The 25491-nt window shown below is 38.8% G+C and carries 18 protein-coding genes; 5 read left to right on the plus strand and 13 right to left on the minus strand.

The annotated features are described in order from the left end of the window. Positions 1–6 precede the first annotated feature (6 nt). The 4 genes from I215_RS08490 to I215_RS08505 all read left to right on the plus strand — a co-directional run bounded on the left by I215_RS08490 (position 7) and on the right by I215_RS08505 (position 5433). On the plus strand, positions 7–960 hold the full coding sequence (locus I215_RS08490) for an AAA family ATPase (protein WP_008991552.1): 954 nt from the start codon (positions 7–9) through the stop codon (positions 958–960). 295 nt (positions 961–1255) lie between these two features. Next, the gene (locus tag I215_RS08495; RefSeq protein ID WP_008991553.1) at positions 1256–3520 is read left to right on the plus strand and encodes an aconitate hydratase; all 2265 of its coding nucleotides are present in this window, start codon (positions 1256–1258) and stop codon (positions 3518–3520) included. A gap of 98 nt (positions 3521–3618) precedes the next feature. Beyond that, on the plus strand, positions 3619–4179 hold the full coding sequence (locus I215_RS08500) for a TlpA family protein disulfide reductase (RefSeq protein WP_008991554.1): 561 nt from the start codon (positions 3619–3621) through the stop codon (positions 4177–4179). Positions 4180–4497: 318 nt separating this feature from the next. Next, a complete protein-coding gene (locus I215_RS08505; RefSeq protein WP_008991555.1) occupies positions 4498–5433 on the plus strand; it encodes an NAD-dependent epimerase/dehydratase family protein in 936 nt (311 codons plus the stop codon). Positions 5434–5470: 37 nt separating this feature from the next. Here I215_RS08505 and I215_RS08510 read toward each other — a convergent pair whose 3' ends face one another. The 8 genes from I215_RS08510 to I215_RS08545 form a co-directional block, all read right to left on the minus strand. Continuing rightward, a complete protein-coding gene (locus I215_RS08510) occupies positions 5471–5845 on the minus strand; it encodes a group III truncated hemoglobin (RefSeq protein ID WP_008991556.1) in 375 nt (124 codons plus the stop codon). A 114-nt stretch (positions 5846–5959) separates the two neighbouring features. Further along, positions 5960–7045, minus strand: a complete 1086-nt coding sequence (locus tag I215_RS08515; protein ID WP_008991557.1) for an SGNH/GDSL hydrolase family protein — start codon at positions 7043–7045, stop codon at positions 5960–5962. A 60-nt stretch (positions 7046–7105) separates the two neighbouring features. Next, complete coding sequence (locus I215_RS08520; protein ID WP_008991558.1) at positions 7106–8605, minus strand: sialate O-acetylesterase; 1500 nt, start codon at positions 8603–8605, stop codon at positions 7106–7108. After that, positions 8598–11222 carry a sodium:solute symporter family transporter gene (locus I215_RS08525; protein WP_008991559.1) on the minus strand — a complete coding sequence of 875 codons (2625 nt, stop codon included), beginning with the start codon at positions 11220–11222 and terminating at the stop codon, positions 8598–8600. The genes I215_RS08520 and I215_RS08525 overlap by 8 nt, the downstream gene beginning before the upstream one ends. A 4-nt stretch (positions 11223–11226) precedes the next feature. Then, complete coding sequence (locus I215_RS08530; RefSeq protein WP_008991560.1) at positions 11227–13266, minus strand: family 20 glycosylhydrolase; 2040 nt, start codon at positions 13264–13266, stop codon at positions 11227–11229. Between the two features lie 43 nt (positions 13267–13309). Beyond that, complete coding sequence (locus I215_RS08535) at positions 13310–14077, minus strand: creatininase family protein (RefSeq protein ID WP_008991561.1); 768 nt, start codon at positions 14075–14077, stop codon at positions 13310–13312. Positions 14078–14173: 96 nt separating this feature from the next. Further along, positions 14174–15781, minus strand: coding sequence for a sialidase family protein (locus I215_RS08540; RefSeq protein WP_051009176.1), 1608 nt, complete (start codon positions 15779–15781; stop codon positions 14174–14176). A gap of 10 nt (positions 15782–15791) precedes the next feature. Then, the gene (locus tag I215_RS08545) at positions 15792–16952 is read right to left on the minus strand and encodes an AGE family epimerase/isomerase (protein WP_008991563.1); all 1161 of its coding nucleotides are present in this window, start codon (positions 16950–16952) and stop codon (positions 15792–15794) included. A gap of 165 nt (positions 16953–17117) precedes the next feature. Here I215_RS08545 and I215_RS08550 point away from each other — a divergent pair, with 165 nt between their 5' ends. Then, entirely contained in the window at positions 17118–17840 is a 723-nt protein-coding gene (locus tag I215_RS08550; RefSeq protein ID WP_008991564.1) for a FadR/GntR family transcriptional regulator, read from the plus strand. 182 nt (positions 17841–18022) lie between these two features. On the opposite strand, the gene I215_RS08555 is transcribed toward I215_RS08550, so the two are convergent. The 5 genes from I215_RS08555 to I215_RS08575 all read right to left on the minus strand — a co-directional run bounded on the left by I215_RS08555 (position 18023) and on the right by I215_RS08575 (position 25440). Continuing rightward, positions 18023–19528: a RagB/SusD family nutrient uptake outer membrane protein gene (locus I215_RS08555; protein ID WP_008991565.1), complete on the minus strand. Its 1506-nt coding sequence runs from the start codon at positions 19526–19528 to the stop codon at positions 18023–18025. 12 nt (positions 19529–19540) lie between these two features. Beyond that, complete coding sequence (locus I215_RS08560) at positions 19541–22804, minus strand: SusC/RagA family TonB-linked outer membrane protein (protein WP_193362585.1); 3264 nt, start codon at positions 22802–22804, stop codon at positions 19541–19543. Positions 22805–22878: 74 nt separating this feature from the next. After that, positions 22879–23796 (minus strand): dihydrodipicolinate synthase family protein, encoded by a 918-nt coding sequence (locus I215_RS08565; RefSeq protein WP_008991567.1) that lies wholly within the window; start codon positions 23794–23796, stop codon positions 22879–22881. Positions 23797–23958: 162 nt separating this feature from the next. Next, on the minus strand, positions 23959–24759 hold the full coding sequence (locus I215_RS08570) for a DJ-1/PfpI family protein (protein WP_008991568.1): 801 nt from the start codon (positions 24757–24759) through the stop codon (positions 23959–23961). A 63-nt stretch (positions 24760–24822) separates the two neighbouring features. Beyond that, a complete protein-coding gene (locus tag I215_RS08575) occupies positions 24823–25440 on the minus strand; it encodes a Crp/Fnr family transcriptional regulator (RefSeq protein WP_008991569.1) in 618 nt (205 codons plus the stop codon). Positions 25441–25491 lie beyond the last annotated feature (51 nt).

Genomic DNA, 25491 nt, shown 5'->3' on the forward strand with positions numbered 1-25491 from the left:
TTACCTATGCAAGATGTAGCTGCCGCCAAAGACTTGGTGGTTAAACACCAAAAACTTAAAAATGAAATAGCCCAGGTGATCATCGGACAAGAAACCGTGATCGACCAGGTGTTATTATCTATATATTCTGGTGGGCATGCACTTTTAATTGGGGTGCCAGGTTTGGCAAAAACCCTTATGGTAAATACCATAGCAAAGGTACTGGGATTGGATTTTAAACGCATTCAATTTACCCCAGACCTCATGCCAAGTGATATTCTTGGAAGTGAAGTCTTGGATTCCAATAGATCCTTTAAGTTTATAAAAGGACCAGTATTTGCCAACATCATATTGGCAGATGAAATCAATAGAACACCTCCAAAAACACAGTCCGCCTTATTGGAGGCCATGCAAGAGCGATCAGTGACGGTCTCTGGCGTGGTCTATCCCTTGGAATTACCTTATTTTGTACTGGCTACTCAAAACCCAATAGAGCAAGAAGGAACTTATCCTCTACCAGAGGCACAGTTGGATCGCTTTATGTTTGCCATCGAATTGGATTACCCTAGTTTTAAGGAAGAAGTAGCTGTAGTGAAATCAACAACTGTGGATCACAGTTATCAGGTAAAGCCTATGTTTTCACCTTCTGAAATCATTGAAATTCAAAAGCTCATTCGCCGCGTGCCTGTAGCCGATAATGTGGTCGAGTATGCCGTGAACCTTGTAGGTAAGACCAGACCAAATAGTCCACTCGCCACCACAGACGTTAATGAATACGTGGATTGGGGTGCAGGGCCAAGAGCTTCTCAAAACCTTATTCTAGCTGCTAAAGCTCATGCTGTAATTCATGGTAAATTCTCTCCAGATATAGAGGATGTTCAGGCAGTGTCTCTCGGGATTTTACGTCATAGAGTTCTTAAAAATTACAAAGCGGAAGCAGAAAACGTCTCTATAGATTCTATTATTACATCCTTGTTTTAGAAAGCGTTAGCTTTTTACCTATTTTTATGATTTTGCATTGTAGAAATTGGGTATTTTTCTCAATAATTTGATTTTCAAACACTATCGAAATTAACGATCATTTCATTGCAAGTGCCTTAAATTACCAATTCGTTAAAATCCACTGCTACTCCTTACATTAAGCGCTATTTAAGCTCCTAAAAATGTGGTATTTTTAAAACATTCCCAATTCCCGAATGTTTTATTAAAAACTTTAATAACTCTGTGGTTTTTTGTATTTTCGCAGGACTTTCAAATTAAAAAATATACAATTAATATGGCTTTTGATATTGATATGATTAAGAAGGTGTACGCTACCATGGCACAGCGTGTTGACAAGGCACGTGAACTCACTGGTAAACCGTTAACCTTATCGGAGAAAATACTTTACGCTCACCTATGGGATGGTACGCCAACCAAATCATTTGAAAGAGGTAAGGATTATGTAGATTTTGCACCAGATAGAATTGCATGTCAGGATGCGACAGCGCAAATGGCACTTTTGCAATTCATGCAGGCTGGAAAATCGAAGGTAGCGGTACCTACAACTGTTCACTGTGACCACCTTATTCAGGCAAAGCAGGGTGCAGCTAAAGATTTGAGAAGAGCAAATGAAACCAGTAATGAGGTTTTTGATTTTCTTGGATCAGTATCAAATAAATATGGAATTGGATTTTGGAAGCCAGGAGCAGGGATTATCCACCAAGTGGTACTTGAGAATTATGCGTTCCCAGGAGGAATGATGATAGGAACAGATTCACATACAGTGAATGCTGGTGGACTTGGAATGGTAGCCATTGGCGTTGGAGGAGCAGATGCAGTTGATGTAATGGCTGGAATGGCTTGGGAGTTGAAATTCCCTAAACTTATCGGTGTTAAATTAACAGGTAAGTTAAACGGGTGGACTTCAGCAAAAGACGTTATTTTAAAAGTAGCTGGTATTCTTACCGTAAAAGGAGGGACTGGTGCTATCATTGAATATTTCGGAGAAGGCGCTCAAAATCTGTCTTGTACCGGTAAAGGTACCATCTGTAATATGGGTGCTGAAGTAGGAGCAACAACTTCTACATTTGGGTATGACGATTCTATGGAGCGTTACCTAAGAGCTACGGATCGTTCTGATGTTGCAGATGCTGCCAATCAGATCAGAGAATACCTAACTGGAGATGACCAGGTATACGCAAACCCAGAGCAATATTTTGATCAAGTAATTGAGATTAATCTTGATGAACTTCAACCACATTTAAATGGTCCTTTCACTCCAGACTTAGCAACTCCAGTAGGAGAGCTTGGTGAAAAAGCAGCCACAAATGACTGGCCTTTAAAAGTTGATTGGGGTCTAATTGGGTCTTGTACCAACTCGTCTTATGAGGATTTAACCCGTGCGGCTTCTATCGCCAAACAAGCGGTTGATAAAAAAGTAAAAGCAAAATCAGATTTCGGAATTAACCCAGGGTCTGAGCAAATTCGATACACTGCTGAGCGTGATGGTATCCTTAAGATATTTGAAGACTTAGATGCTACTATATTCACCAACGCCTGTGGTCCTTGTATTGGACAGTGGGATCGTAATGATTTAAAGGGAGAAGAGAAAAATACCATAGTACACTCTTTCAATAGAAACTTTTCAAAGCGTGCCGATGGTAATCCTAATACACACGCCTTTGTAGGTTCACCAGAAATGGTAGCTGCAATTGCAATCTCAGGTCGACTAGATTTTAATCCGATGACCGATACTCTTTTAAATGAAGATGGACAAGAGGTTAAACTAGATGAGCCAGCTGGAATTGAATTGCCACCTCAAGGTTTTGCAGTTGAAGATGCAGGTTATGTAGAGCCTTTAGTTGACGGAAGTGGTGTAGAGGTATCTGTTAGTCCTAGCTCTGAGCGCTTACAATTACTAACACCATTTAAGCCAATTGGTGATCAAATAAAAGGTGCTAAACTTCTTATCAAAGCTTTCGGTAAATGTACCACTGACCATATTTCTATGGCTGGACCATGGTTACGTTATAGAGGTCACTTGGACAACATTTCCAACAATATGCTAATTGGAGCTGTGAATGACTTCGGTAAGAAGACAAACTTTGTTAAAAACCAATTGACAGGGGAGTATGGCGGAGTTCCAGATGTAGCTCGTGCTTATAAAGCAGCTGGCGTATATTCAGTAGTTGTGGGTGACCATAACTATGGAGAAGGATCTTCTCGTGAGCATGCCGCTATGGAGCCAAGACACTTAGGTGTTGCAGCAGTTATTGTAAAATCATTTGCACGTATTCACGAAACAAACCTTAAAAAGCAAGGAATGTTAGGTCTTACTTTTGTAAATGAGAGTGATTATGATTTAATCCAAGAAAACGATACGTTCAACTTCTTAGATCTAGATCAGTTCGCACCTGAAAAACCACTTAATGTAGAGGTTGTTCACGATGATGGAACTAAAGATGTAATTGCACTTAACCACACTTATAACCACTCGCAAATTGCATGGTTCAAGGAAGGTTCAGCACTTAATCTTATTAAAAAAGAAAACGCTTCTTAATCCCTAAGAAGGACTTGAAGATTTTAATAGAACTTTTAATTTACAAGGGCTTCCAATTTAAACGGAAGCCTTTGTTTTTATACAGCCACTTCTAGAGAATGAAACTCAATAAATCACAGATTCAGAACATCATTTTTTTAGCAGTCATTGTGGTAATATTATTTACCCCTTTAGGAACTGAGATAAAAGTTCAAATGAATCGTCTATTAGCCTTTTCTCCCTCGGTGGTCCAGGTCGAAGATCAGGAGAAAGTAAACACTTACCACTGGGATTTACAATCCTTAGAAGGAAATGCTTTTAATTTCACCCAAACTAAAGGGGAAGTAGTTCTTTTAAACTTCTGGGCAACCTGGTGTCCTCCTTGTATAGCTGAGATGCCCAGTATGCAAGAATTGTACAACCATTACGGTGATCAAATAACTTTTGTGTTTGTATCCCAAGAACCCAAGGAGAAAATTCAAGGATTCTTAGATAAGCACCAATACAATTTCCCTGTTTACCAAGCTATAAGCAGCCCGCCAACTATCTTTAGTTATAAATCCATACCACAGACTTATCTGATTGATAAGGCTGGAAATGTCGTAATTAATAAAAATGGCGCTGCCAATTGGAATAGTCAAAGCGTACGACAAACCATATCAGAATTACTAAATAGGTAGTCTCTATCTTTCAGGAGTCTTTCAGAATTGCGATCAAAAACTACACTATAAACTTCCATAAGCCACTTAAGACTGATTTTTAATAAATTCTGTGGGTTTTCAAATTATTCTTGATAATAGTTTAGGTGTTTTATAATAAAACAGAAATTGTATTTAAGGATTTGTTTAAACTCTTCATAATTCCGTAGTAAAAATATAAACCTTTGAAATAAAAATATTTTAACAATGGTAGGAGGTGTCAAAAAAATAGAGATATTTGTGTAAACGAAAACAATAAATTTTCAATTACTTACTTTTCACTAAAATTAATAAATTTTAATGGGTAAAATACTTATTACTGGAGCAGGAGGACAGTTGGGATCCGAATTAACAGCTGCCTTGGCAAGTACATTTGGAGCAGAGAATATCATTGCTACTGACATTAATGAAGCTGCAGCTGAGAAATTTGATTATTGTACTTTTGAAACCCTCAATGTGATGGATAAGGATCGTTTGGCATCGCTTGTTGACATCTATGAGGTCTCAGAAATATATCATTTAGCAGCTATTCTTTCCGCCGCTGGCGAGAAGAATCCTTTATTTACCTGGCAATTGAATATGGATAGTTTACTGAGTGTTTTGGAACTCGGTAGAACTGGTGCGATTTCTAAAATCTACTGGCCATCTTCTATTGCAGTTTTTGGACAAAACACTCCAATGGATAATACACCTCAGCATTGTGTAATGGATCCAACCACAGTTTATGGTATTTCTAAATTAGCAGGGGAACGTTGGTGTGCTTACTATCACGAAAAATTCGGTGTGGACGTTCGCAGTATCCGTTATCCAGGACTTATCGGTTATAAATCCCTTGCAGGTGGTGGAACCACAGATTACGCAGTGGATATTTTTAGAGCGGCTGTAAACAAAGAAGACTTTGAATGTTTTTTGGCCGAGGATATGTCTCTTCCTATGATGTATATGCCTGACGCAATTAAGGCTACTATACAACTAATGCAAGCACCAAGTAAAGATATTAGTATCCGATCTTCTTACAATGTTGCAGCCATTAGTTTTACCCCTAAAGAGCTCTATCAAGCTATTAGCAAAAGATATCCTGATTTTAAGATTTCTTACAAGCCAGATTTTAGACAACAAATAGCCTCTTCATGGCCAAATAGCATTGATGATACCCAAGCGAGATTGGACTGGAATTGGGAACATGATTTTGGAATTGAACAAATGACTGACGATATTCTGAAGCATATTCTATAAATACACTCTATCAAATACTTCCAAAGCCACACGGAAATTACTGGTTTTGGAAGTAGCTGATTTTAGCCTGAAATACTTCAGCAATTTTAGTAGCTCTCCACTTAGCCATATCTGCAACTTCACCCTGGTAGAGTTCATCTACGGTCATAAAAAATAATGCTTTCCACTGATCGAAATGCTCTTGGGTGACTGGAAGATGTGCATGAGGCGGGAAGGGTCTTCCACTATAAGTATTGTTACCTAAAAGAATTGTCTCCCAGAACCGGTACATTTTTTCCAAATGCTCTGGCCATTTATCTTTTATGACCCCATCAAATATAGGGCCTATTAGATCATTGTCGCGTACTTTACTATAGAACTGATCAACCAAAAGCTTTATATCATCGAGCGTTTGTATATCTTGTTTCACCATTATGCAATTTTTTACATCCACACTATATTCACTAAACCTTAATAGTGGTGGAGCCCCTTAAAACCTTACAAAGATACCCCTTTAGTTCTCTAGATTAAAATCCATTTTTCAAAACTACCGAAGGATCTGATCCAGGGCTTCTTTATATGCCTTGGCGTATTGGATCATCCCATGATCATTAGGGTGAGTCCCATCAACAAAGCTTTCAGAGGTGAGCCCGATTTGATCTTTAGTTAGAATATATAGTCCATCATAAGTAGATTTTAGCTCTAAATAAACAGCCTGAGTAACCTTATTAAGAACGCTATAGGTCACAAGTCTGTGCTTTTGAATAGCACCATCAGCATATCCAGCATGCTGTACTATAAGGATGGGAGTTTCGGGGTGCCTTCTTTTAAGAAAGGTAATCGATGCTTTTAATCGCTCATGTGCCAAATTAGGATTCATGTTTTGTCCACTCGTAAAGTTAGCCATGCAATCCAAGACAAAGACGCTGGCTTTAACCTTTGAAATATAATCAATCACCGTTGGTTCTAATCGGCCATTACCTGAGAATCCCATGTTCACCACAGGATAAGGAGTTTTGCGGCCTAAGATATTACTCCATGCCATTCCAGCTCTACTAGCACAAGCGCCCTGTGCAATAGAAGTTCCGTAAACGATTATAGGATCTAGATTCGATGATTCAACAATGGGTTCAAAGCTATAATCTTTAGGGATACCAACTTTAAAGTCAGCTATGGATTGGAAAAGCGGAAGATACAACCAAAACTCATGCTTTCCTTCGGATAATTCCATATTCGAAAAACTATAACTAACGGTTTGAGAAAAGTTATAGTTGCCACGAACCCAATTAAAGCCATCCTTGGTTTTAACATAAAGATCAACTCCACTAACCCCAGTGGCGGGCATATGTGGGAAACTGAGTTCACCTAAAGGTCTATACTGAACTTTTATAAAAGGTGCGTTTGTTTTTAGCTTAAGATAAAACCCAGCAGTATTCTCAGAGAGTTTCCACAATGGCACTCGGAGCTTTTGTTGTAAAGAATCTGGAAACCGCCTAATTTTTCCATCCTCAAATGTATTTAGGCTTCCAAAGACATTGAAATCAGCAATAGATTTCCAATTAAGCTCCATGTCCTTATACTGGGCTGAGAGAAGGGTTGTACTAAGTATAAGACAAAGGAGACCTTTACTCATACACTCTTTTAAAATGCTCATCTAAAAAAATGGTGTTTTGATGTTTTACACAATGTAGTTTCACTCGAGACTAATGATAAAGCTCGAGGCTGGAAGCCCCTGTTTGTTTATTAAATTACCACGCGTAAAAGAAGCTAGACCATAGGCTACCTCTTCGGGTTTTTTAGCTACTTTAATTAGAACACTATTTCCTTTTATTTTCGCCTCTACGGGCCTGCCGTCAACATAAAAGCCTTTAAGACGATCACCTTTAAATGTTAACCCTTTTCCAACGGAAGTAAAATCAATGATAATTTGATTGCCGCGGTATTTGACTTGGCTAACTAATGGACCCGATACTGTAATATTGTGATGGTATTGATCTCTTAATGCCCAGAGACTCAATCGCTCTCCAACCGTTTTTTTATCCCTTGGGTGAACATCATTTTTTGCACCCACATCAGAGGTAACTGCCATCCCCGTGTTTTTAGTCTCTTGTAAAAACAGACGCTGTTGATTTCTAAATTCAGGCCAAAGCTGTCCTTTGTAATGCAGGGTGTCTATGGAGGATAATTGCACATAATAAAATGGAAGGTCTGGTTGTTTGTAAAGGTCTCTTAGCTCTGAAACCATTAACTTTTGTAGCATATTGTACTCTGTGACCCTGTCAATTTCTTGAGCATTACTCTCACCCTGGTACCAGAGCACCCCGCGAATAGGAAAATCCTTCAGCGGCTTAATTCCACTTGTAAAAGCAAACCCAGGTTTATAGGAATGGTTTGGACCATGATTATCTGAATAAATGAATCGCTTACCCACGTTTTGCTGACCACGCTCACGAATCCACTCTGGTAGGGCATCATTATAGAGCCAATTTCCAGATACTTTATGATGAAATTCTGGGTTCTCTTTTAGCCCCTTTTCTGAAATAAAGGTTTCGATTGGTGCACCTCCAATAGCTAAATTCATCAATCCGATGGGTATGTTTTCTGAGGCTATAATTTCACGAGCAAAGTAATACCCAACAGCGCTCATCGAAGGAGCGCTTATGGAATCACTTAACTGCCATTGAACATTTGAATAAAAAAGCTCTGGAGTTAAACGAGTTAGTAAAGAATCTTTAAAATGACGGTTGTAGACATATTTTCCCGCGAAACTCGGATTGTAAAATCGCAGTAGGGGGTTGAAAAGTGAGTTTTTTTCGCTCTGAAAATGTGCTTCTTGTTCAAGGGCGAATTCCATATTGGATTGCCCAATTAATAACCATACATCCCCTATGACCACATTCTCAAAGGTGATTTGCTGTTGTTTTGAACGGATAATTAGAGGCGCACCAGTGTTCTGGGCCTTTTGCGCCGGCATCTGTAGAATCCACTTGCCATTACTATCTGCTGTTGTCTTTAAATGAACCTCACCAAATTCAAGGGTAACCTGGGAATTTGCAAGGGCATTTCCACTTAATGAAATAGGGTGGTCTCTTTGTAAAACCATGTGGTCGCTAAAGTGTTTCTCAACAGTGAGTTGACTATAGGCCTTTATACCCACTATTAAAAATAAAAGACAGATAAGAAACTTATGCATTGGCGGGTTTTTTAAACATTAAACTAAAGAGGTAACCAAACACATAACAACTAACCATACCAATGAGAGAATACATCAAAAAGTTAATATCAGTATACACGCTAATTAACCAAGTAACAAGAGCACTTAGAACAAGACCAATGATAACGCCATTAGAATTGGCTCTTTTTGATAGCATTCCTAAAAGGAACATTCCTCCAAGACCACCAGTAAATAGACCTAAGAATTTATAGAACTGATCCCAAAGTGATTTGATATTCGAATTAGCCATCCAAAGGGCGAATATAATTCCAAAAATTCCAATGGCTACGGTAGCTATTCGTGCTATTTTTAAAAGATTTTTATCGCTCCCTTTGGGGTAGAAGTGCTTGTAAAAGTCATTACAAAATGCCGTTGATACAGAATTTAAACTGCTACTGATACTTGACATAGCAGCAGAGAAAATCCCTCCGATTAACAACCCAGAAACCCCAGTAGGTAATTCATTGACAATATACCATGGGAAGATAGAATCATTGTTGGGCAGCGCTGGATTTAAGCGCTGGGGCATTTCAGTGTAAAATATAAATAACAGTGTTCCTATACCAAAAAATATAATGGTTGCAGGTAGGGTGAGCACGGCATTGGTATAGAGGGTTTTTCTAGAGTTTTTTAAATCGCTGCTGGTAAGGTAACGCTGGACCACAGTCTGATCTGTACCTTGACTCACTAAAGCGGAGGCTAGACCACCAATAAAAACTACCCAGAAGGTGGATTCCGTAAAGTTGAAATCCAGATCTATAATATTAAATTTCTGTTTATCACTCGCATAAGAAATCATTTCACCAAACGGCATTTCAGTATGGGTTAAAATCCAAACCACAGATAGTATACTTCCACCCATTAGGATAATTACCTGTAAAACATCCGTCCAAATCACCGCTTCTATACCTCCAAAGGTGGTATAAATAATACAAATGATTCCCATGATCAAAATACTGGTTTCTACAGAGATTCCAGTAACGATCGAAATCGCAAGAGACGGCAGAAGTAGGACAATTCCAATTCTTCCTAGTTGGAACAATATAAAAGACAAACTTCCAAAAGCTCTTGCGGTATAGTTGAAACGGTCCTCTAAAAATTCATAAGCTGTGGTAATTTTAAGCTTATTAAAAAACGGAATAAACAGATAAGCAATCACAGGTGTTATGACAATAGCTGCGATATTTAAAAAGAAAAATGACCAGTCAGTGGTAAAGGACTTCGCTGGAATCGCCATAAAGGTAATAGCACTAAGTAACGTCCCAAATACACTTAGACCAGAGGCCCACCATGGTATCCTTCCGCCTCCAACAAAGTAATCATCCGTGGAGCGCTGTTTGTATGAAAAATAGAGTCCAATTCCCAATGAGATGACAAAGTACGCAGCAATTACCCCGTAGTTTAAAAAGCCAAATGGATTGGTGTTTTCACTAGCGTGAAATTCATAGACCTTAGGTGTTCTAACCCCAGGAGAAACCTCTCCTGAGACAATATAAAATAAGTTGTCGGCCTTAAAAGATAAGTTGGTAATTGGTATTTGAGTCTCTAGGGTGTCGTAGACAAACCAAGTATCGGTCATGGTATTAAATGCCAAAACCTCGTTTTGAAAACCAGGATGGTTTTTAAAAATATCGTTCTTTTGAGAAACAAGCGCATTTTTAATACTGTCCTTATTACTAGCATTTGCCTTTAAAGAAAGGTTCTCAATTTGATCAAATAATTTTTCATCTGATCCACCATAGACCAAAATATGCATAGATCCACTTCGCTCCACTGCAGCGCCCATAATAACTCTAGGCTCCCCTTGAATTTCAATAGTTCCTTCCTGCTGCCATACCCCTGTGTTTAGATCATAGGATAAAAAGCTCGATAAAGCTTTAGACTTTTGTCCATTTTGCTGATTTCTTCCACCAATAACATATATCTTTTTAGAAAAAGAATCGTCTTGAACTACCGCAGAATGCAATGCTCGAGGATCTCCAGGGAAATCAGGTAACTTCTCCCACGAATTTCCTGTTTCTAAGTGAAGTCTATAAAACAAATTGGTACTACCATTTGTATCAAGTCCTCCAATAAGATAGATATATCCTTGAAAATAAACAGCCGAAGAATAGGCAAGTGGCTGAGGTAAATCAGGTCCATTTTCAATAACTACATCCTTTTTAATGGCGTCGTAGGTGAAGATCAATACACGCTTACTCGGACCATTTTCGTTGTCACCTCCAATGCTATAGATTCCCCTTTCTGTTGAAACATTCGCAGCATAGGCCAAAGGTTCTGGAAGTTTTTGCTCAGAGGTTGACCACTGACCGCCAGAATAGAGGAAAATTTGATCATGCCATTTTTTCTCTCCATTTTCCCAAGGCATTTTATCAGGGAAATTAGCACCTCCTGCGGCGATGATATGCTCATTGAAATGACCACCTAATAATCCAGCATATCCGATACTCTGCTCACCTTCTTCAGTAGAAGGAATATTTTCAAGAGTACTGGATGCAACCTGAGTTGGAGAATTTTCTTGAGCGAAAACACCCATGTGTACCATCAAGAAAACTAGAAATAATTTTCTTATAGTCTGTAGTAGCTTAGAGGTCATAAGTTTAATTTTTAATGCTTGTGCTATATTTTATGGGTTGAGTATCTAAGGGAGCAAAAGTGAACATCCAATTTTGATACCCGTTTTTGCCTGGCACTTTAAATATCACTGTATTCCAACCCTTTTTTAGAGGGATCGATACAGGTTCTCTGGTCCAATATAATTCCTCATCTTCCCATGCGATTTCTTGATCTTGTTTGTTTCCCCAACCCTCTGTTACCTGGGGTTTCCAGCCAGGATTAATCCAATTTGGAGAAGGTAATTGTTCACCATTGATCCAAAATGTCCCACCATTGGCATCCCACTGACCAGCCTTTGGAATCCCATTATAGGCTCTATTGGCTCTATAGGGAGTTTCAAAACCGATTAAAGCAGGCATTAATCTTTCCGTTTCGCTATATATGTTTGTCATAGCGTAGTATACCTCACCTGGTTTAGCCGCTGGAAAATACCCTCCTAACTTAAAGCGATCACGGATATAAATAGTGTTTCCAGTGGCAAGCCTTAAAGAATCCGAATTTTCAAAGGCTTGCTGTAACTCTATAGGAGAAACAGTAATACTATCCTTAAAGGGGCCTACAAGCTTCCACTGCGCTTGAGCTTGGGCGGTATATTGAAATGGTAATTCCTTAAAGTATCGCTTTTTATGTACCATTAAGTAATCCTCAAAAGCATCAAAGTATGTATGCTCTGGACTGTTGTATGGAGGAATTTTTGTTAGGTAATCTCTTGAGGCTTCACTCACATCATCAGTCCATGTTTTCCAAGCGTAGGTCAAAAGAGAAGGGTAGAGGGGGTTTATTTTTATGATATCTGGACCTTGCTTTACATTTACATCATTCCAAAGGCAAAGAATACCTCCTAAGATAGTGTTGTTTGAACCCGCACCAATGGGTTTAAAGAAAAGTTTTGGAATATGAACATAAGGTTCACCATTGTTCACATAGCTATTCCAGGAATCAATTTCCCTAAAGGGAGTCTCCCCTGAAACTTTCTCTGCTCGCCAGCCTTGTCTTATCACATCCATATCGGTCTCTAGACCTGGATTCCAAACCATGACATCCCTACCGTGATCATTACAAAACCCAATCATAGTATCTAAAAATTCCTTTGGATTGTCAATTTCAACCTCGTCCGACCCGATGTGAATTATCGGTGCCATATCCTGTGGTATTTCTGTGAAAAACTCTTTAAGGATCACCTTTAAGGCTTCCATTCCTTGTTCAGATTCCATTTTAAAACCCATGGAAGTGACAAAAGAATCACTATGCCCTGGCATATCGATCTCGGGAATAATCATTATTTGACGCTCTTTAGCATAAGAGAAAAGATCTCTGATTTGCTCATAGGTATAATACAGCCCAGGATCTCTGGTGGGGCGATGATTTTGAGCTCCGGTGAGTTGCGGATAAGCTTTACTTTCAATCCTCCATGCTGGTCGATCAGTTAAATGCCATTGAAAAACATTGAGCTTATATTGTGCCATGATATCGAGCTGTTGCTTTAAAAACTCCATGGTCTGATAATTTCGGCCAACATCGATCATAAGTCCCCGGATATCATAGGCAGGAACATCATAAATGCGACATAGTTGAAGGGTTGCTTTCCCATTGGCCTTCCCTATGAGTTGCCTTAGGGTTTGAGCGGCGTAATATTGTCCACTCTCAGAAGAAGCCTTTATGGTAATATCGTTTTTTTTAACTTCCAAATCATAGCCTTGCTCTGGGATTTCTGAATCTTCTATAAATTTAATGGGTATCCCGCTACTTGAGACAGTGATCCCAGATTCATCCAATATACCATGGAGCGCTTTTGAAACAGAGGTCGCTAATTCTCCATCTTTAGGAAGCTTTATATTTTCCACAGACACTGCTTTTCTTCCCCACTGAACCTCTGATGGAAATGGAATTAATTTCACAGGCGCCTGTTTTAATTCTTCTGCTGTAAATTTTGCTTTAAACTCAGTGGATTGCGCAAATAGCTTATCATTCCCAATGGAAAGTGAAAAGAAAAATATGCAGAAAAATAATAATAAATATCTCATAGAGATGGTATTGTATAATTGAATGATTAATTTTTTTTAAAGGTTACTGGTACATGTCATTTGTGTTGGCATGGTGAAGCTGATGTAGAAACTCTGCAATAACCTGGGTAGTTTCCTTAAAAAATATTGCTCCTTTTTCGGCGGTAGATTTTGATGGGTCACCAACCCCTGTATCTTTGGTGACAGAAGTCCACTTTCTCTGGGTAGTTATCCAGTTATTGAGCGCATTAATTTTAAAAGTTTTCGCCTTACCGTCACCCGCCTGGTCTAACTCGAGAACAAGTTCAGGTAAAAGGTGCATAATTGCTGAGGTTTCTAGCTCTCCTGCATGATCACCTGGGTCGTCAAAGAACTCCTTACCATCCTTGGCCTGCCACCAGTTTAATGCGCAGACAAACACCTTAGGATAAAGCGCACTTAATTCACGAATAATAGGCTTAAAGCTATTACCGCCATGAGCGTTTATTATCACAAGCTTATCTATGTTCTGTAAATCCAGCATATGTACAATATCCTTAAGCACTTCTAACTGAGTACTGGGATTCATATTCACGCAAAAAGGAACATCCAATTGCCCTGTATTTACTCCGAAGGGAACTACTGGTAAGACAATCGGTCGAGCCCCTTTTTCCCAAGCAATAGCCGCTGCCTGTATGGCTGCATTTTCCGCTAAGTAATTATCAGTTCCATAAGGTAGGTGATAATTGTGGGCCTCGGTAGCACCCCATGGGAGTACTGCCGTGGTATAGGTTCGGCTTTTAACGTCTTTCCAATTGTTTTCCTGTAATACATAAGGTCTTGGTGTTCTCATTGTTGTGGTGTTTATGATTTTTCAGATTAATAACAGGCAATACCCCTGAGAAAAAAAATACAGGAGTATTGTCTTATTTGGTTTTATAATTCATCACTAGTTTAAAAGCGATGTCACTGGAATCTTTTGAAAGTATAAATCGCCACTTCCTTCATATAAGATTCCGATGTAATTTTCATCGATCTGCGTTAGACACGAATATCCGTACCCCGCTTGTTGATATAGCTCAAGCTGATTTTCTTTTGGCCAAGTGTCGCCGTCATCTAAACTTGTTTTAATGGTCATATGAGCTCTGGCCACTTTGGAGTTTGGATTGGAGAAAAACAATACATCGCTTTGACCTTCTCTTTCAAAAGAGATAATACTAGCCATACAGTTGGACTCAATAAGCGCTTTTCTAGAGGTTGGATGCTCAGTCCAAGTCTTTCCAAGATCAGTAGTTACAGCGATAGAACGCCCGTTTTGAGGATCATTTCGATCTTTTCGATTTCTGTCATCTCTCATATTTAACATCAAGCTACCATCGCTTAGTTCAACCACTTGGGCCTCTGTGGTCTCGGATTTTGCACCCGTACCAACCTGCCAAGTCTCACCTGCATCTTTACTATAAATAATTGTAGAATGAGGAATTGCATTTTCGTCCTTGTATTGCGCTGGGAAGACAAGCGTCCCATCCTTCATGGTAATTCCATTTCCAGGACCATTGAAGAACAATTTCCAAGATGGATCTTTCATTTGTTTGGTAATATTAATAGGCTCTGACCAAGTTTTTCCATCATCCTGGCTTTTTACCAGCATAAACTGACCTGTTTCTTCTGGCGTCATTCCTTGTTCTGAGGCCCACCAAGCACGTTTATCTTTTTTACCATGTAGCCATAATGCCGCCACCCAAATAGTTCCGGTGTTTTTATCAACTAATACTGCTGGATCACCGATACCATTTTCATCCTGTGGTAAACCGCCATAGGTTCCCATATCCATAATCACCTGCATAGGCTCCCAAGTTTGTCCACCGTCGGTACTTCTATTCATACCAACATCTACATGAGCCTGAAGATCGACGCTACTGTTGTATCTTATATCATAGACCGCGATAAGAGTACCCTTGTTTGTTGTTGCAAGACCTGGTATTCTATAGGTATGAACATTGTCATCTCCCTTATTTCTAAGGGCAATTCCAAGATTTAATACATTTGATTTGTCACGAGACTCTAAAGTAAGCCTAGAACCATCTTTAAACTCCAAGTAGCGTATTGCAACACCAGTTGTTTTTGTGATGTCTACATCTTGTTTTATCGCCAAAGAAACCCATAAATTCTCAGGCTCCTGAGATAGTTTATGATCGCCCTTAATAGCGACACTTTGATCCTCAGGAGAAACGCTTCCAAAAAGTGTAGCCTTTTTGAAATCAACCTTTGAGGTAGTATCGCTATAGATACTGATATTCTCAATGGCTGAAACTGGTAAATCACCTAGAAGATCTAGATGGACACCTACCAAAGTTTTAGAAGCAGCACTATCCTTTAGCTGCAGGCTTAATTTTACAACCTTATTGTTGTCTTTTCGAGTAAGTACCGGCATTTGTAAATCGGTCACCTTAGCAGTAACCTGATCTGTTTCTTGAACCGTTGTACAACTACTTACAATTAAGGCAAACGCCACGCATAACGCGCCTAGAGGTCTAAATGATTTAAAGTATTCCATAAATAGTAATCTATTGTTTATTTTCAATTCGTTCAAAAGTTTTCCAGCATTGGTACATTGCTCTGGGCACGTGGAAACATCCTTTCCACTTCCCGCCTTTAAGTTCTAAAAGCGGCTCACCTTGACGATTTAAGTAACCATACCATTCGCCGTATTTAGGATCCGGGAAATGATCCCAACTATATTGATGTACCTTAGTATACCAATCTCTTAATCTATGATCATCTATATGCTCCATAGCCTTTGTTAAGGCTACTAAGGTTTCTAGGTGTACCCACCAAAGTTTTTGATCCCACTCCAATTGTAGTAGAGGGTGCCCCTTTATATCCATAAAATAAAATATCCCACCAAACTCTTTATCCCAAGAATATTCTAAGGTAGTTATTATCGTTTTGGCCGCCAATTCAATGAGTGATTTATCTTGACGCCTTACACCTATATCAATTAAAAACCACATCGCTTCAATACCGTGACCAGGATTGATCAATCGCCCTTGAAAAGTATCTGAAGGGCTGCCATCTAGTTCTACATTTTCGCGAATAATACCTAAAGAGGAATCCAGAAAATCATTGGTGATTTCTTTAATACACTGATCCAAAGTTTGTTCAATCTCCTCTTTTTCCAATATATGTTCTAACTCTAAGACCAAATTCGAAAGGATCATAGGGAGTGAAAACCCTTTTAACTGGCGGTTTCCTGTGCTTTTTTCATAGATGCCTTTTGGATTGTGTTGCTTGTTTAGAATGTTGTGATAGGTGTCTCTTGCCAGGGCGCTATAAGCCTCATCATTTGTAGCTTTGGCATATTGGGCAAAGGCCATGGCAGCAAAACAATCTGAAAAAATATTATAAGGTTGCACTAAGGCTGATCCTTCGCGCGAGGTGGAAAAATAAAAATTTCCATCCGAATCCTTTGCATGGTTTTCAAGGAAGTCGATCCCGGATTTAGCAATATTTAACCATGATGACTTAGCCTCAACCTGATTATAAAGTAGAGAGAACATCCAAGCCTGTCTACCTTGTAGCCAAGTGAATTTATCGGTATCAAAGACATTGCCCTGAGAGTCTAAACAAGTGAAATATCCACTGTGTTCTGAGTCTAGAGAATACTGCTCCCAAAAGGGGATAACATCATCTAATAAGGCGTCTTTATAAATTTTTGCGTATTTCATAGTTTATTATGTATAACATAATGCACAAATATAACTTTTTTTTAGTTATCTTGCTAATGTTTAAATGTTAACATTTAAATACATATATATTTGTTGGACTTAATACAATCCATAGTAGATTTGCAGGAGCTAGTTAAAAAGAGTTAGAAAAAATAAAATCGAAAAATGAAAAATAGAGAAGAGTTAGGACCTATAGATACTTTATCCCTAGTGGACAAAGTTGAGATGCGCTTGATGCAATATTTTAAAGACAACAATCTAAAGCCTGGAGATCCCATTGCAAAGGAAATGGATTTATCTGCCTCCTTAGGCGTTAGTAGAACAGTGGTAAGAGAGGCGCTTTTACGACTTCGTACCCTTGGGTTTATCGATAGTAAAAAGCATAAAGGGATGACCTTTCAAGAACCTGATATTATCAATAACTTCGAGCGTATCTTAGAGCCAAATCTCCTAGGGGAAAAGACACTTAAAAGTCTATTTGAACTTCGGTTGATTTTGGAAATGGGAATGGCGGATTTTTTATTTGAATACGTCAGTGAAGAAGATATTGAAGAACTCGAACAAATTGTGGCGGAAGAGGCTGCTGCCAATTACAATAAAAATAAGTTTTCTTTAGACAAGGAAATCGCTTTTCACGGAAAGCTCTATCAAATTTCAAGAAATAGAACCCTGCAGCGCTTCCAAGACCTATTGCTTCCAGTATTTGAATATCACTACCAACAGCAACAATTAAAAAACAATGGAGATTATCAGTATTCCTCTGGTGAATTTGTCAATCATAAGATGCTTTTAGATCACCTTAAAACTGGCACGCCAGATACCTTTAGAAATGCGATGAGAAGGCATTTAGAGCCTCATTTTGATCAAATCTTTCTTAAGAAAAAGTAATTATAATTGTGGGCCTGGATTTAAAACTAGGTTAATTAAAAAAGGGAGCCGTTTAACTAACTCCCTTCTTCCAACAACATAATAAAAAACTAACCAATTCTAACCTTGCACATGATTTTATGATATTTTTTAAAACCCTATAAGTCAAATGGAAATTTCACCATAGGGTTTCTTATTCCTTCTTATTGCGGGTATCCCTTAGTTTGTTCTAGCATCGGATTTCGTCCTATCATATCAAGAGTAATCGGTAATACCAACATGTACTGTTGCGATTGATCTAAATATTGATTGTTATCAAACACATACTGATCTCCAGCACGTCTTAAATCCCACCAACGTTTTCCTTCGGCGATAAACTCCTTATAACGTTCATCCAAAATAGCATTGGCATTTTGTGCTTTAGAACCATTGATATATCCATGGATCGAAGCATCGTAATTACTGCCATAGGCTCTTTCGCGAATTAAGTTAATCTCAGTAGATGGATCTTCGTTTAATAAATTTTTAGCCTGAGCTAATAGTAGTAATACATCAGCATAACGGTATACTGGAATATCGTTGTCTGCAATTCGTACACTTCCATCCACACTTCCGACAAACTTATTAATCACTGCTCCGAAGTATTTCTCAGCATTGTAGTTGCTATATCCTTCACCCTGGTTGTCATCGACATACAATTGTATAAATGTAGCATCCTTACGAGTATCTAAAGGGTCATCTATAAGTTGTAATGTCTTCTCCGATGGACCGTAACGATTTGCTCCATTAGTGATAAAGGTATTCATTGGATTTGCATCCTGATCGAACTGTGGATGAATTTCCGTAGTCCTACCAGTTAGAAGAGAGAAGTAATTTGTAGCTTGATCTTGCTGATAATCTACCGCAAAAATAAACTCTTTATTTTCTTCATTTTCTGTGGACCAAAGACTAGCGAAGTCAGGCTCTAGGGAAACCCCCATTGAAGCTATTTGACTAAGAGCGGATTTAGCCTCATTAAAGTCAGCAGCCCCACCGCCTAATAGATTTCCAGACCAAATGTACACGTCTCCTTTTAAAGTCAAAGTAGCTGCCTTAGACCAATAGATTCGTTTGCCGTTCCAAAAAGAAGCATCTGAACCAAAGTGTTCTAAAGAAATTTCAAGATCTGACTTGATAAAATCCATGACCTCTTGCTCAGAAGATCTTGGTTTACTCAGCGATGCAGGATCTATATCTTTTAATGACGCTGTGGAAATAGGAACCGCTCCCCAGGTTTTTAGCAGTGTGTAATAATAAAATGCGCGTAAGCCATAGGCTTGACCCAACATATGCTCTTTGTGCGCCTGATTGCTAAAAGTAACCCCAGCTACATTGGCTATAAAATCATTGAGTTGATGAATCTTAGAATAAATACCAGCCCAACCTCCAAATGGGGCCGTTGAAACCGTAATATTGGATTCAATAAGTGGCAAGTTAGACGGAGACTCAAAGGTCTGCCCTCCCCACATGTCACTTCGTATTTCTCCTAGTAACCAAAAGTTAGTCATCGAACCTCTAAAAGAACCATAGAGTCCTGTGTGGGCTGATTTAGCTCCTTCCTCAGAGGTCCAGAAGCCAGTGGTGTTCAATTCACTCGGTGCGGTGATCTCTAGTTCGCTCTCACACGAAACTAGTAACAACACCAATAGTATTTTTAATATATTTTTCATCGTCTTCTTTCTTTAAAAGGTTAAATTGAGTCCTAATGTTACTGTAACAGGCATTGGGAATTCTCCGTATTGGTATCCACCTTCTTCAGGAGAGTTACCGCTGAAACTTTTAAAGTAATGTAAATTACTTCCTGTTAAATACAAGCTAAGTGCTTGGACTTTCTCATCAAATACTGATGTTGGAACATCGTAGCTCAGTGTCACTTCTCTAAGAGCGAGATAATCTGCTTTTTCCCAGAAGTTACTGTTTACAGTTTGCTCATTCCCTCTAAAGAAGTTTCCTTGAACATCAGTAAATACAAAGCGAGGTATGTCAGTATCTCTGTTTTCAGGTGTCCATGATTGTAACACAAGTGCATCCTGATTTAAGTTCCCTTGAGTTTGTGCAATCCCTTTACCACGAATGTGGTTATAAGCCATATGACCTGTGGCAAAGTCCGTTTTAATATATAAACCGATGCCTTTGTAATTAAGACTTGTGGTAAAACCACCCACAAAATCAGGTGTCGTTCTACCAATTACCTTACGGTCATACGAGTTGATGATATTGTCACCGTTAAAATCTTTCCAAGCAACATCACCAGGATATCTTTTGTAAGCATCTGGAAGTAAGTCATCCTGACGATCAGCATGAGCGTCAACCTCTGCCTGATCAGCATAGATATAATCCTGAACGTAGGTAACGATCATGTCATTTCCAACACGTTGGCCTTCTTGTAATCCACCAACCCATTCTAATTCTCCAGAATTTGGATTGTAGATTTGATAACCACCTTGACGGTTATTCTCATTATCATTCTCTGGTAGTTTTACCACGTAGTTCTTGATAGAAGCCATGGTTGCTCCAAAATTCCAGGTAAAGTCTTCAGTTCGGATAATATCGGCGTTTAATTGCAATTCAAAACCTTTATTTCTAAGGGTTCCGTTATTGGTTGTAATGGAGCTAAATCCAGTCCAATACGGGAGAGTTAGTCCAGCTAATTTATCCTTAACATCTCTAATGAAGTACTCTCCAATTAAACTAACGCGGTTGTTGAACAATCCTAAATCTAAACCAAAGTTTAGGGTTGTAGAACGTTCCCATTGTAAATCAGGAGTCGCTAGACCCGTATTCGCATAACCAGTTTGACCATCATATACGCCCTGGGATCCATAAGATCCAAACACCTGATAGTTTCCAAGAACTTCAATATTTCCGTTGACCCCGTAACTAACTCTAGGTTTGAAAGTAGTCACTACATCACTGATGCCAGAATTTGTAAAGAAGGTCTCTCTGTGAAGATTCCATGCAAAGGATGCCCCTGGGAAAAATCCGAATTTATCATTTCCTAGCCTAGAAGAACCATCCTGTCTAAAGGTTAAACTTAGCAAGTATTTGTCATCAAAATCATAGTTCAATCGACCAAATAAGGATACGATTCTATGTTCTGTTTCAGCACTGGATGGTACTCCATCAGCTTCACTTCCTGCATTAAGAGTATAGATGAAGTCTGTAGGAGAGTTTTTAGTTCCAGCCCAAGATGAGAAATAGTTGTCTTGGTAGAATTCCGTACCTCCAAGTAAATCAAAGGTATGGTTGCCAAATTCTTTACTGTAGTTTAAAGTAGCCGTTACCTGATTTCTTAATGTTCTTTCCAGTGCAGTGGAAGCATTTCTAGTGGTAATAAGCGTTCCACCATTCAAATAAGCTTTGTTGAAACGATCATTGTGGTTGTTGATAGTAAAATGGCTAGCTGTTACTGCTAGTTCTAAATCATCCATAACATCCCAGTTTATTCCTACGGAAGCCTGCATACGCTGTTCTAAATTTTTTCGAACAAATTTGTCTTGGTAGTACAAAGGGTTTCCAAAACCAGAGTTGGTTCCTTGATTGTAGACATCAGAAAGCGATCCATCTGGATTGTTGTTATAAACACGCGATGTGGGTGGTTGACCCGCAAAACGTCTAAATACCGTATCATCTGAACCTAATGGACTTGTCTTTAGATTAGAATGGGTATAAATGATATTAGAATTTACTCTAAACTTATCAGAAATTCTATAGGTTCCACTGAATTTTCCAGAGATACGGTTAAATCCAGAACCTAATATAAGTCCTTCATTATCTAAGTACCCAAGACCTAAATAGTAAGTTCCTTTATCATTCCCACCTTGAAAAGAGAGGTAGTTGTCGATAGTTCTGCTCGACTGGTAAATATTATCCCCTACCTGATTTTCCATAAACAAAATCTGTCTGCTTGGATCTAATGGATCCGCTACAGTTCCCCATCCAGGATATCCTAATAGGTAGCGATTCTGCGGAGTTAAGTATTGTGTGGTAAAAGGAGAATCTGTTGTATTTCCCCCAGTTCCAAAACCAGTAGCTCCGTCGATAAAAGCAGCGAATGCATTAGGATTGTTCATAGCCTCTCTGTAATAGCCAACAGCTTGTCTATTGTATCTTATAAAATCAGCAGCACCTAGGTATTCCGGGGTTTCCCTTCTGTGGTTCATGCTGTATTTTTGCTTGAAGTTAATACTAGATCTTCCTGGTGTTCCTGTTTTAGTGGTCACAAGTACAACCCCGTTAGCAGACCGCGCACCATAGATTGCTGTAGCAGCAGCATCTTTTAATACCTCAATGGATGCGATGTCATCTGAGTTAAGACCATAAAAACTTCCAGGTACCCCGTCAATTAAAATAAGAGGACTTCCAGTTCCGTTAAAATCTGTTCCACCACGAAGCACAATCTGAGGTGTAGACCCTGGTTGCCCTGTAGTGTTGGTCACCCGTAAACCTGAAATGGTTCCTTGAAGAGCGGTAGCCGCGTTGGAACGCGTTGAGGTCTCCATTACCCGCGTGTCGAGTTTAGATACCGAAGTAGTTAATTTTGCCCTAGATTGTTTACCATATCCAGTTACAACTACTTCATCAAGCATTGCTGTATCTAACTCAAGACTCACCTGAATGCTCGTTTGACTGCCAACTACAACTTCCTGAGCCTTATAGCTTACGTAACTAATCACTAGAACGTCCGCCGAACTGGCCTGAATTGTAAAGTTTCCGTCAAAATCGGTCTGTGTACCAGTGGAGGTTCCTTTAATTAAAACAGTAGCTCCAGGTAGGGGTGTTCCTAATTCGTCTAAAACTGTTCCACTGATCTGATTACTTTGAGCAAATGCAGAACTAGTTACCAGCGAACAAATCAAGAGCATTATCTGTAGGCTTTTTCCAAAGCCAAGACGATTTTCTAAAGCCAAGACTCTCGCCCTGAATAAATGATAGAGGTTCTTCATAAACGTGTAGTTTAGTTATTGATTATTGATAGCTTAATTGTATTATGTATAACATTTAGGTATAAAAAAATGACTTAATAAGGGTTTGGGGAAAAATCGTCAGGCGTTAGTTGGATGGATTTCATTTGATCCTGCGCTTGTGTTAGTTGCGTATCTGTTAAGGTAATATGAGGTGATCGGCTCGGACCACAGTCAATTCCAAGAGCTCTCATAAAACTTTTTCCTGCTCCGTTAAAACCTCCAAACGCATCTAGGGTTTGGACAAATTTTATAGCTTTACGTTGTAATTCATTCGCCTGTTGGAAATCTTGTATGTTATGACATTCATGTATACTGCGATACAAAGGTGCTAAGTGATTGTAAGTACTTCCTACCCAACCGTGACCTCCTAAAGCGATGCTATTGACAAACATTTCATCAATTCCGAAGTATAATTCCAAATCAGGTTTTATTTTATCCTTTAGTTCAATGCAGAACTGAAAGTCTATCATGTCGTTATGGGTGAACTTAACTCCTTGAAAGTTTGGGATTTCTGCTACAGCCCTCTTAACAAAGGCCCTCATGTCTAGTTGGGCACCTGATAAAACTGGAATATGGTAATAATAGAAAGGGAGCTCAGGTGCAGCATTGGCTACTTCTTTACAATACTCTATTAATTTTTCAACCGATTTTATCGTAAAATAAAAGGGCGCAAGCACCGCAATACCATCGGCTAAAATGGCCGAATGTTTTGCAAGTTTCACTGCCTCAATTAAAGAAGTATGACCAACGTGATTTATAACTTTAAAATCATCACTTCGCTGTGTACTCCACGCATCCATAAGCTGCATACGTTCCTTGCTAGAGAGTGAGACAAAGTCACCGGTGGAACCATTGATAAATGCTCCTTTAATAGAGTTGTGTTTTAAAAACCCTCCATAGGTGCTAATTATTTCAGGATTTAAACTCAAATCCTCATTCATTGGAGCATATGTTGCTGCTAGTAAATTCATATAAATGTATTATGTATAACATAAGCAAATATATGTAAAATTTTGATATACCCAAACTTATACCAAAAATTGTTACTAAATAGTTAAGCTTTTTTACTAGGGGTTCATTCTGGTTTAAAACCCAATCCATCGCTATGCGTGGTTGGGTAGTTTATCTGATCACTAATGTCGATCTTGGTATTCCATCAATGCTTGTTTGTATAATTTACTGAAGGCAGATGAGGAAAACGGGTTTTGACTCGTAACTAAATTTCTGTCTTTTATAGCAAAATTAGCCTTGGGTAATCCACTACGGTATTTAAGTCCATGTTTGCGTAGACGCTTGCCTATTTTTCTCACCTCAGGTTTTCCTTTCATAATAAAGCGTTCGATTACGAATTCTTCTATAGGTGATACAGCACTTACCTTATATCCTTTGTAGGGATTCTCATGCTTTGCAATAGTAGTTAGCAGGCTTGGTGCGTGACAGATAAGTCCCGTTGGTTTCTGATCTTGGGCAAATTGTTTTAATATCTCAGGTATGTGTTTATCATAAGCTAGATCTACCATTAAACCTTGGCCACCTGGAATGACTAAACCAATGTAATGGTTTTGGTGCTCAAGAACGTATTTAAGTGATTTTGGGTTTAAAAAAGCGCTATCCCTGGTTATAAATGCCATAGCTTGGGCTTTTAATTCGGTATTATCCTTCCAGTATTTATCCTCTGTACTCTCTTTATCTATATTTGGAGTTTGAGCCATAGGTGTAGCAAAGTCTACTTTATATCCTTGTTGTTGTAAACTGTGGTAGGCTAAGTAAAACTCATTTAAAAACACGCCTGTCTGCCGTGATTTTTCGCCTTCATTTAAGCTAATGGCCTGTGCGGCGCTAAGAATCATTACTACTTTTTTTTGTGCTGTTAGGTAATTACCTGTACATCCTGTGATAAATACCATAATGATGAAATGTTTCAGATTGATCATGTGTTTTATTTTTGGCAAAATTGATCAATCCGCTTCAAGGATGCATTTACATAGGTAAAGATTTTAAAATTTTGACCGAATTCTACTTAATTGGGTAGGGGTGACACTTAAATAGGAAGCAATATGGTATTGATTGATGAGGTTCTCTAAGCCAGCATGCTCTTTTCTGAAAATTTCATAACGTGTGCTGGCATCCAAGGTTGCTAGTTCGATTTCTCGTTTTTCTTTGAGTGCAAATTTGTATTCGGCTAGTCTTCGAGCGAGACTTTCGATCTTTGGATACTTTGCATATAAAGTGCTTACTTTTTGATAATCTGCCACTAGCACTCTGCAATTAGTTAAGCATTGTATGTTGATAGAATTGCGCTGTTTTGTGGTTATGGAAACATAGGCTGCCACAAAATTTGAATCAGTAAAGAAGGTCTTATTGTATTCTTTTCCCCAGCTGTTCCGGTAAAAGGCTCTCATGACTCCCTTATTTAGAAAACCCAGCGAAGTGGAGAACTCTCCTTGTTGTGCAAAATAATCGTCTTTTTTAAGGTGGACTTCTTTGAATAATTCGGTGAAGGATTCCATTTCAAGGGTGGTTAAATCGACAAAGCTTTGTATGTAGGTAATAAGGTTGTCTTTGGTCATTTTAAAAATAATGGATTGGTTGGTGGATTCTTTAAAGATACCCAAAAATACAATTTTTAATCATAGCCTTTGGGGTAGAGGTTTCTTGTTACTAAT

The sequence above is a fragment of the Galbibacter marinus genome, assembly GCF_000300875.1.
Classification (GTDB): Bacteria; Bacteroidota; Bacteroidia; order Flavobacteriales; family Flavobacteriaceae; genus Galbibacter; species Galbibacter marinus.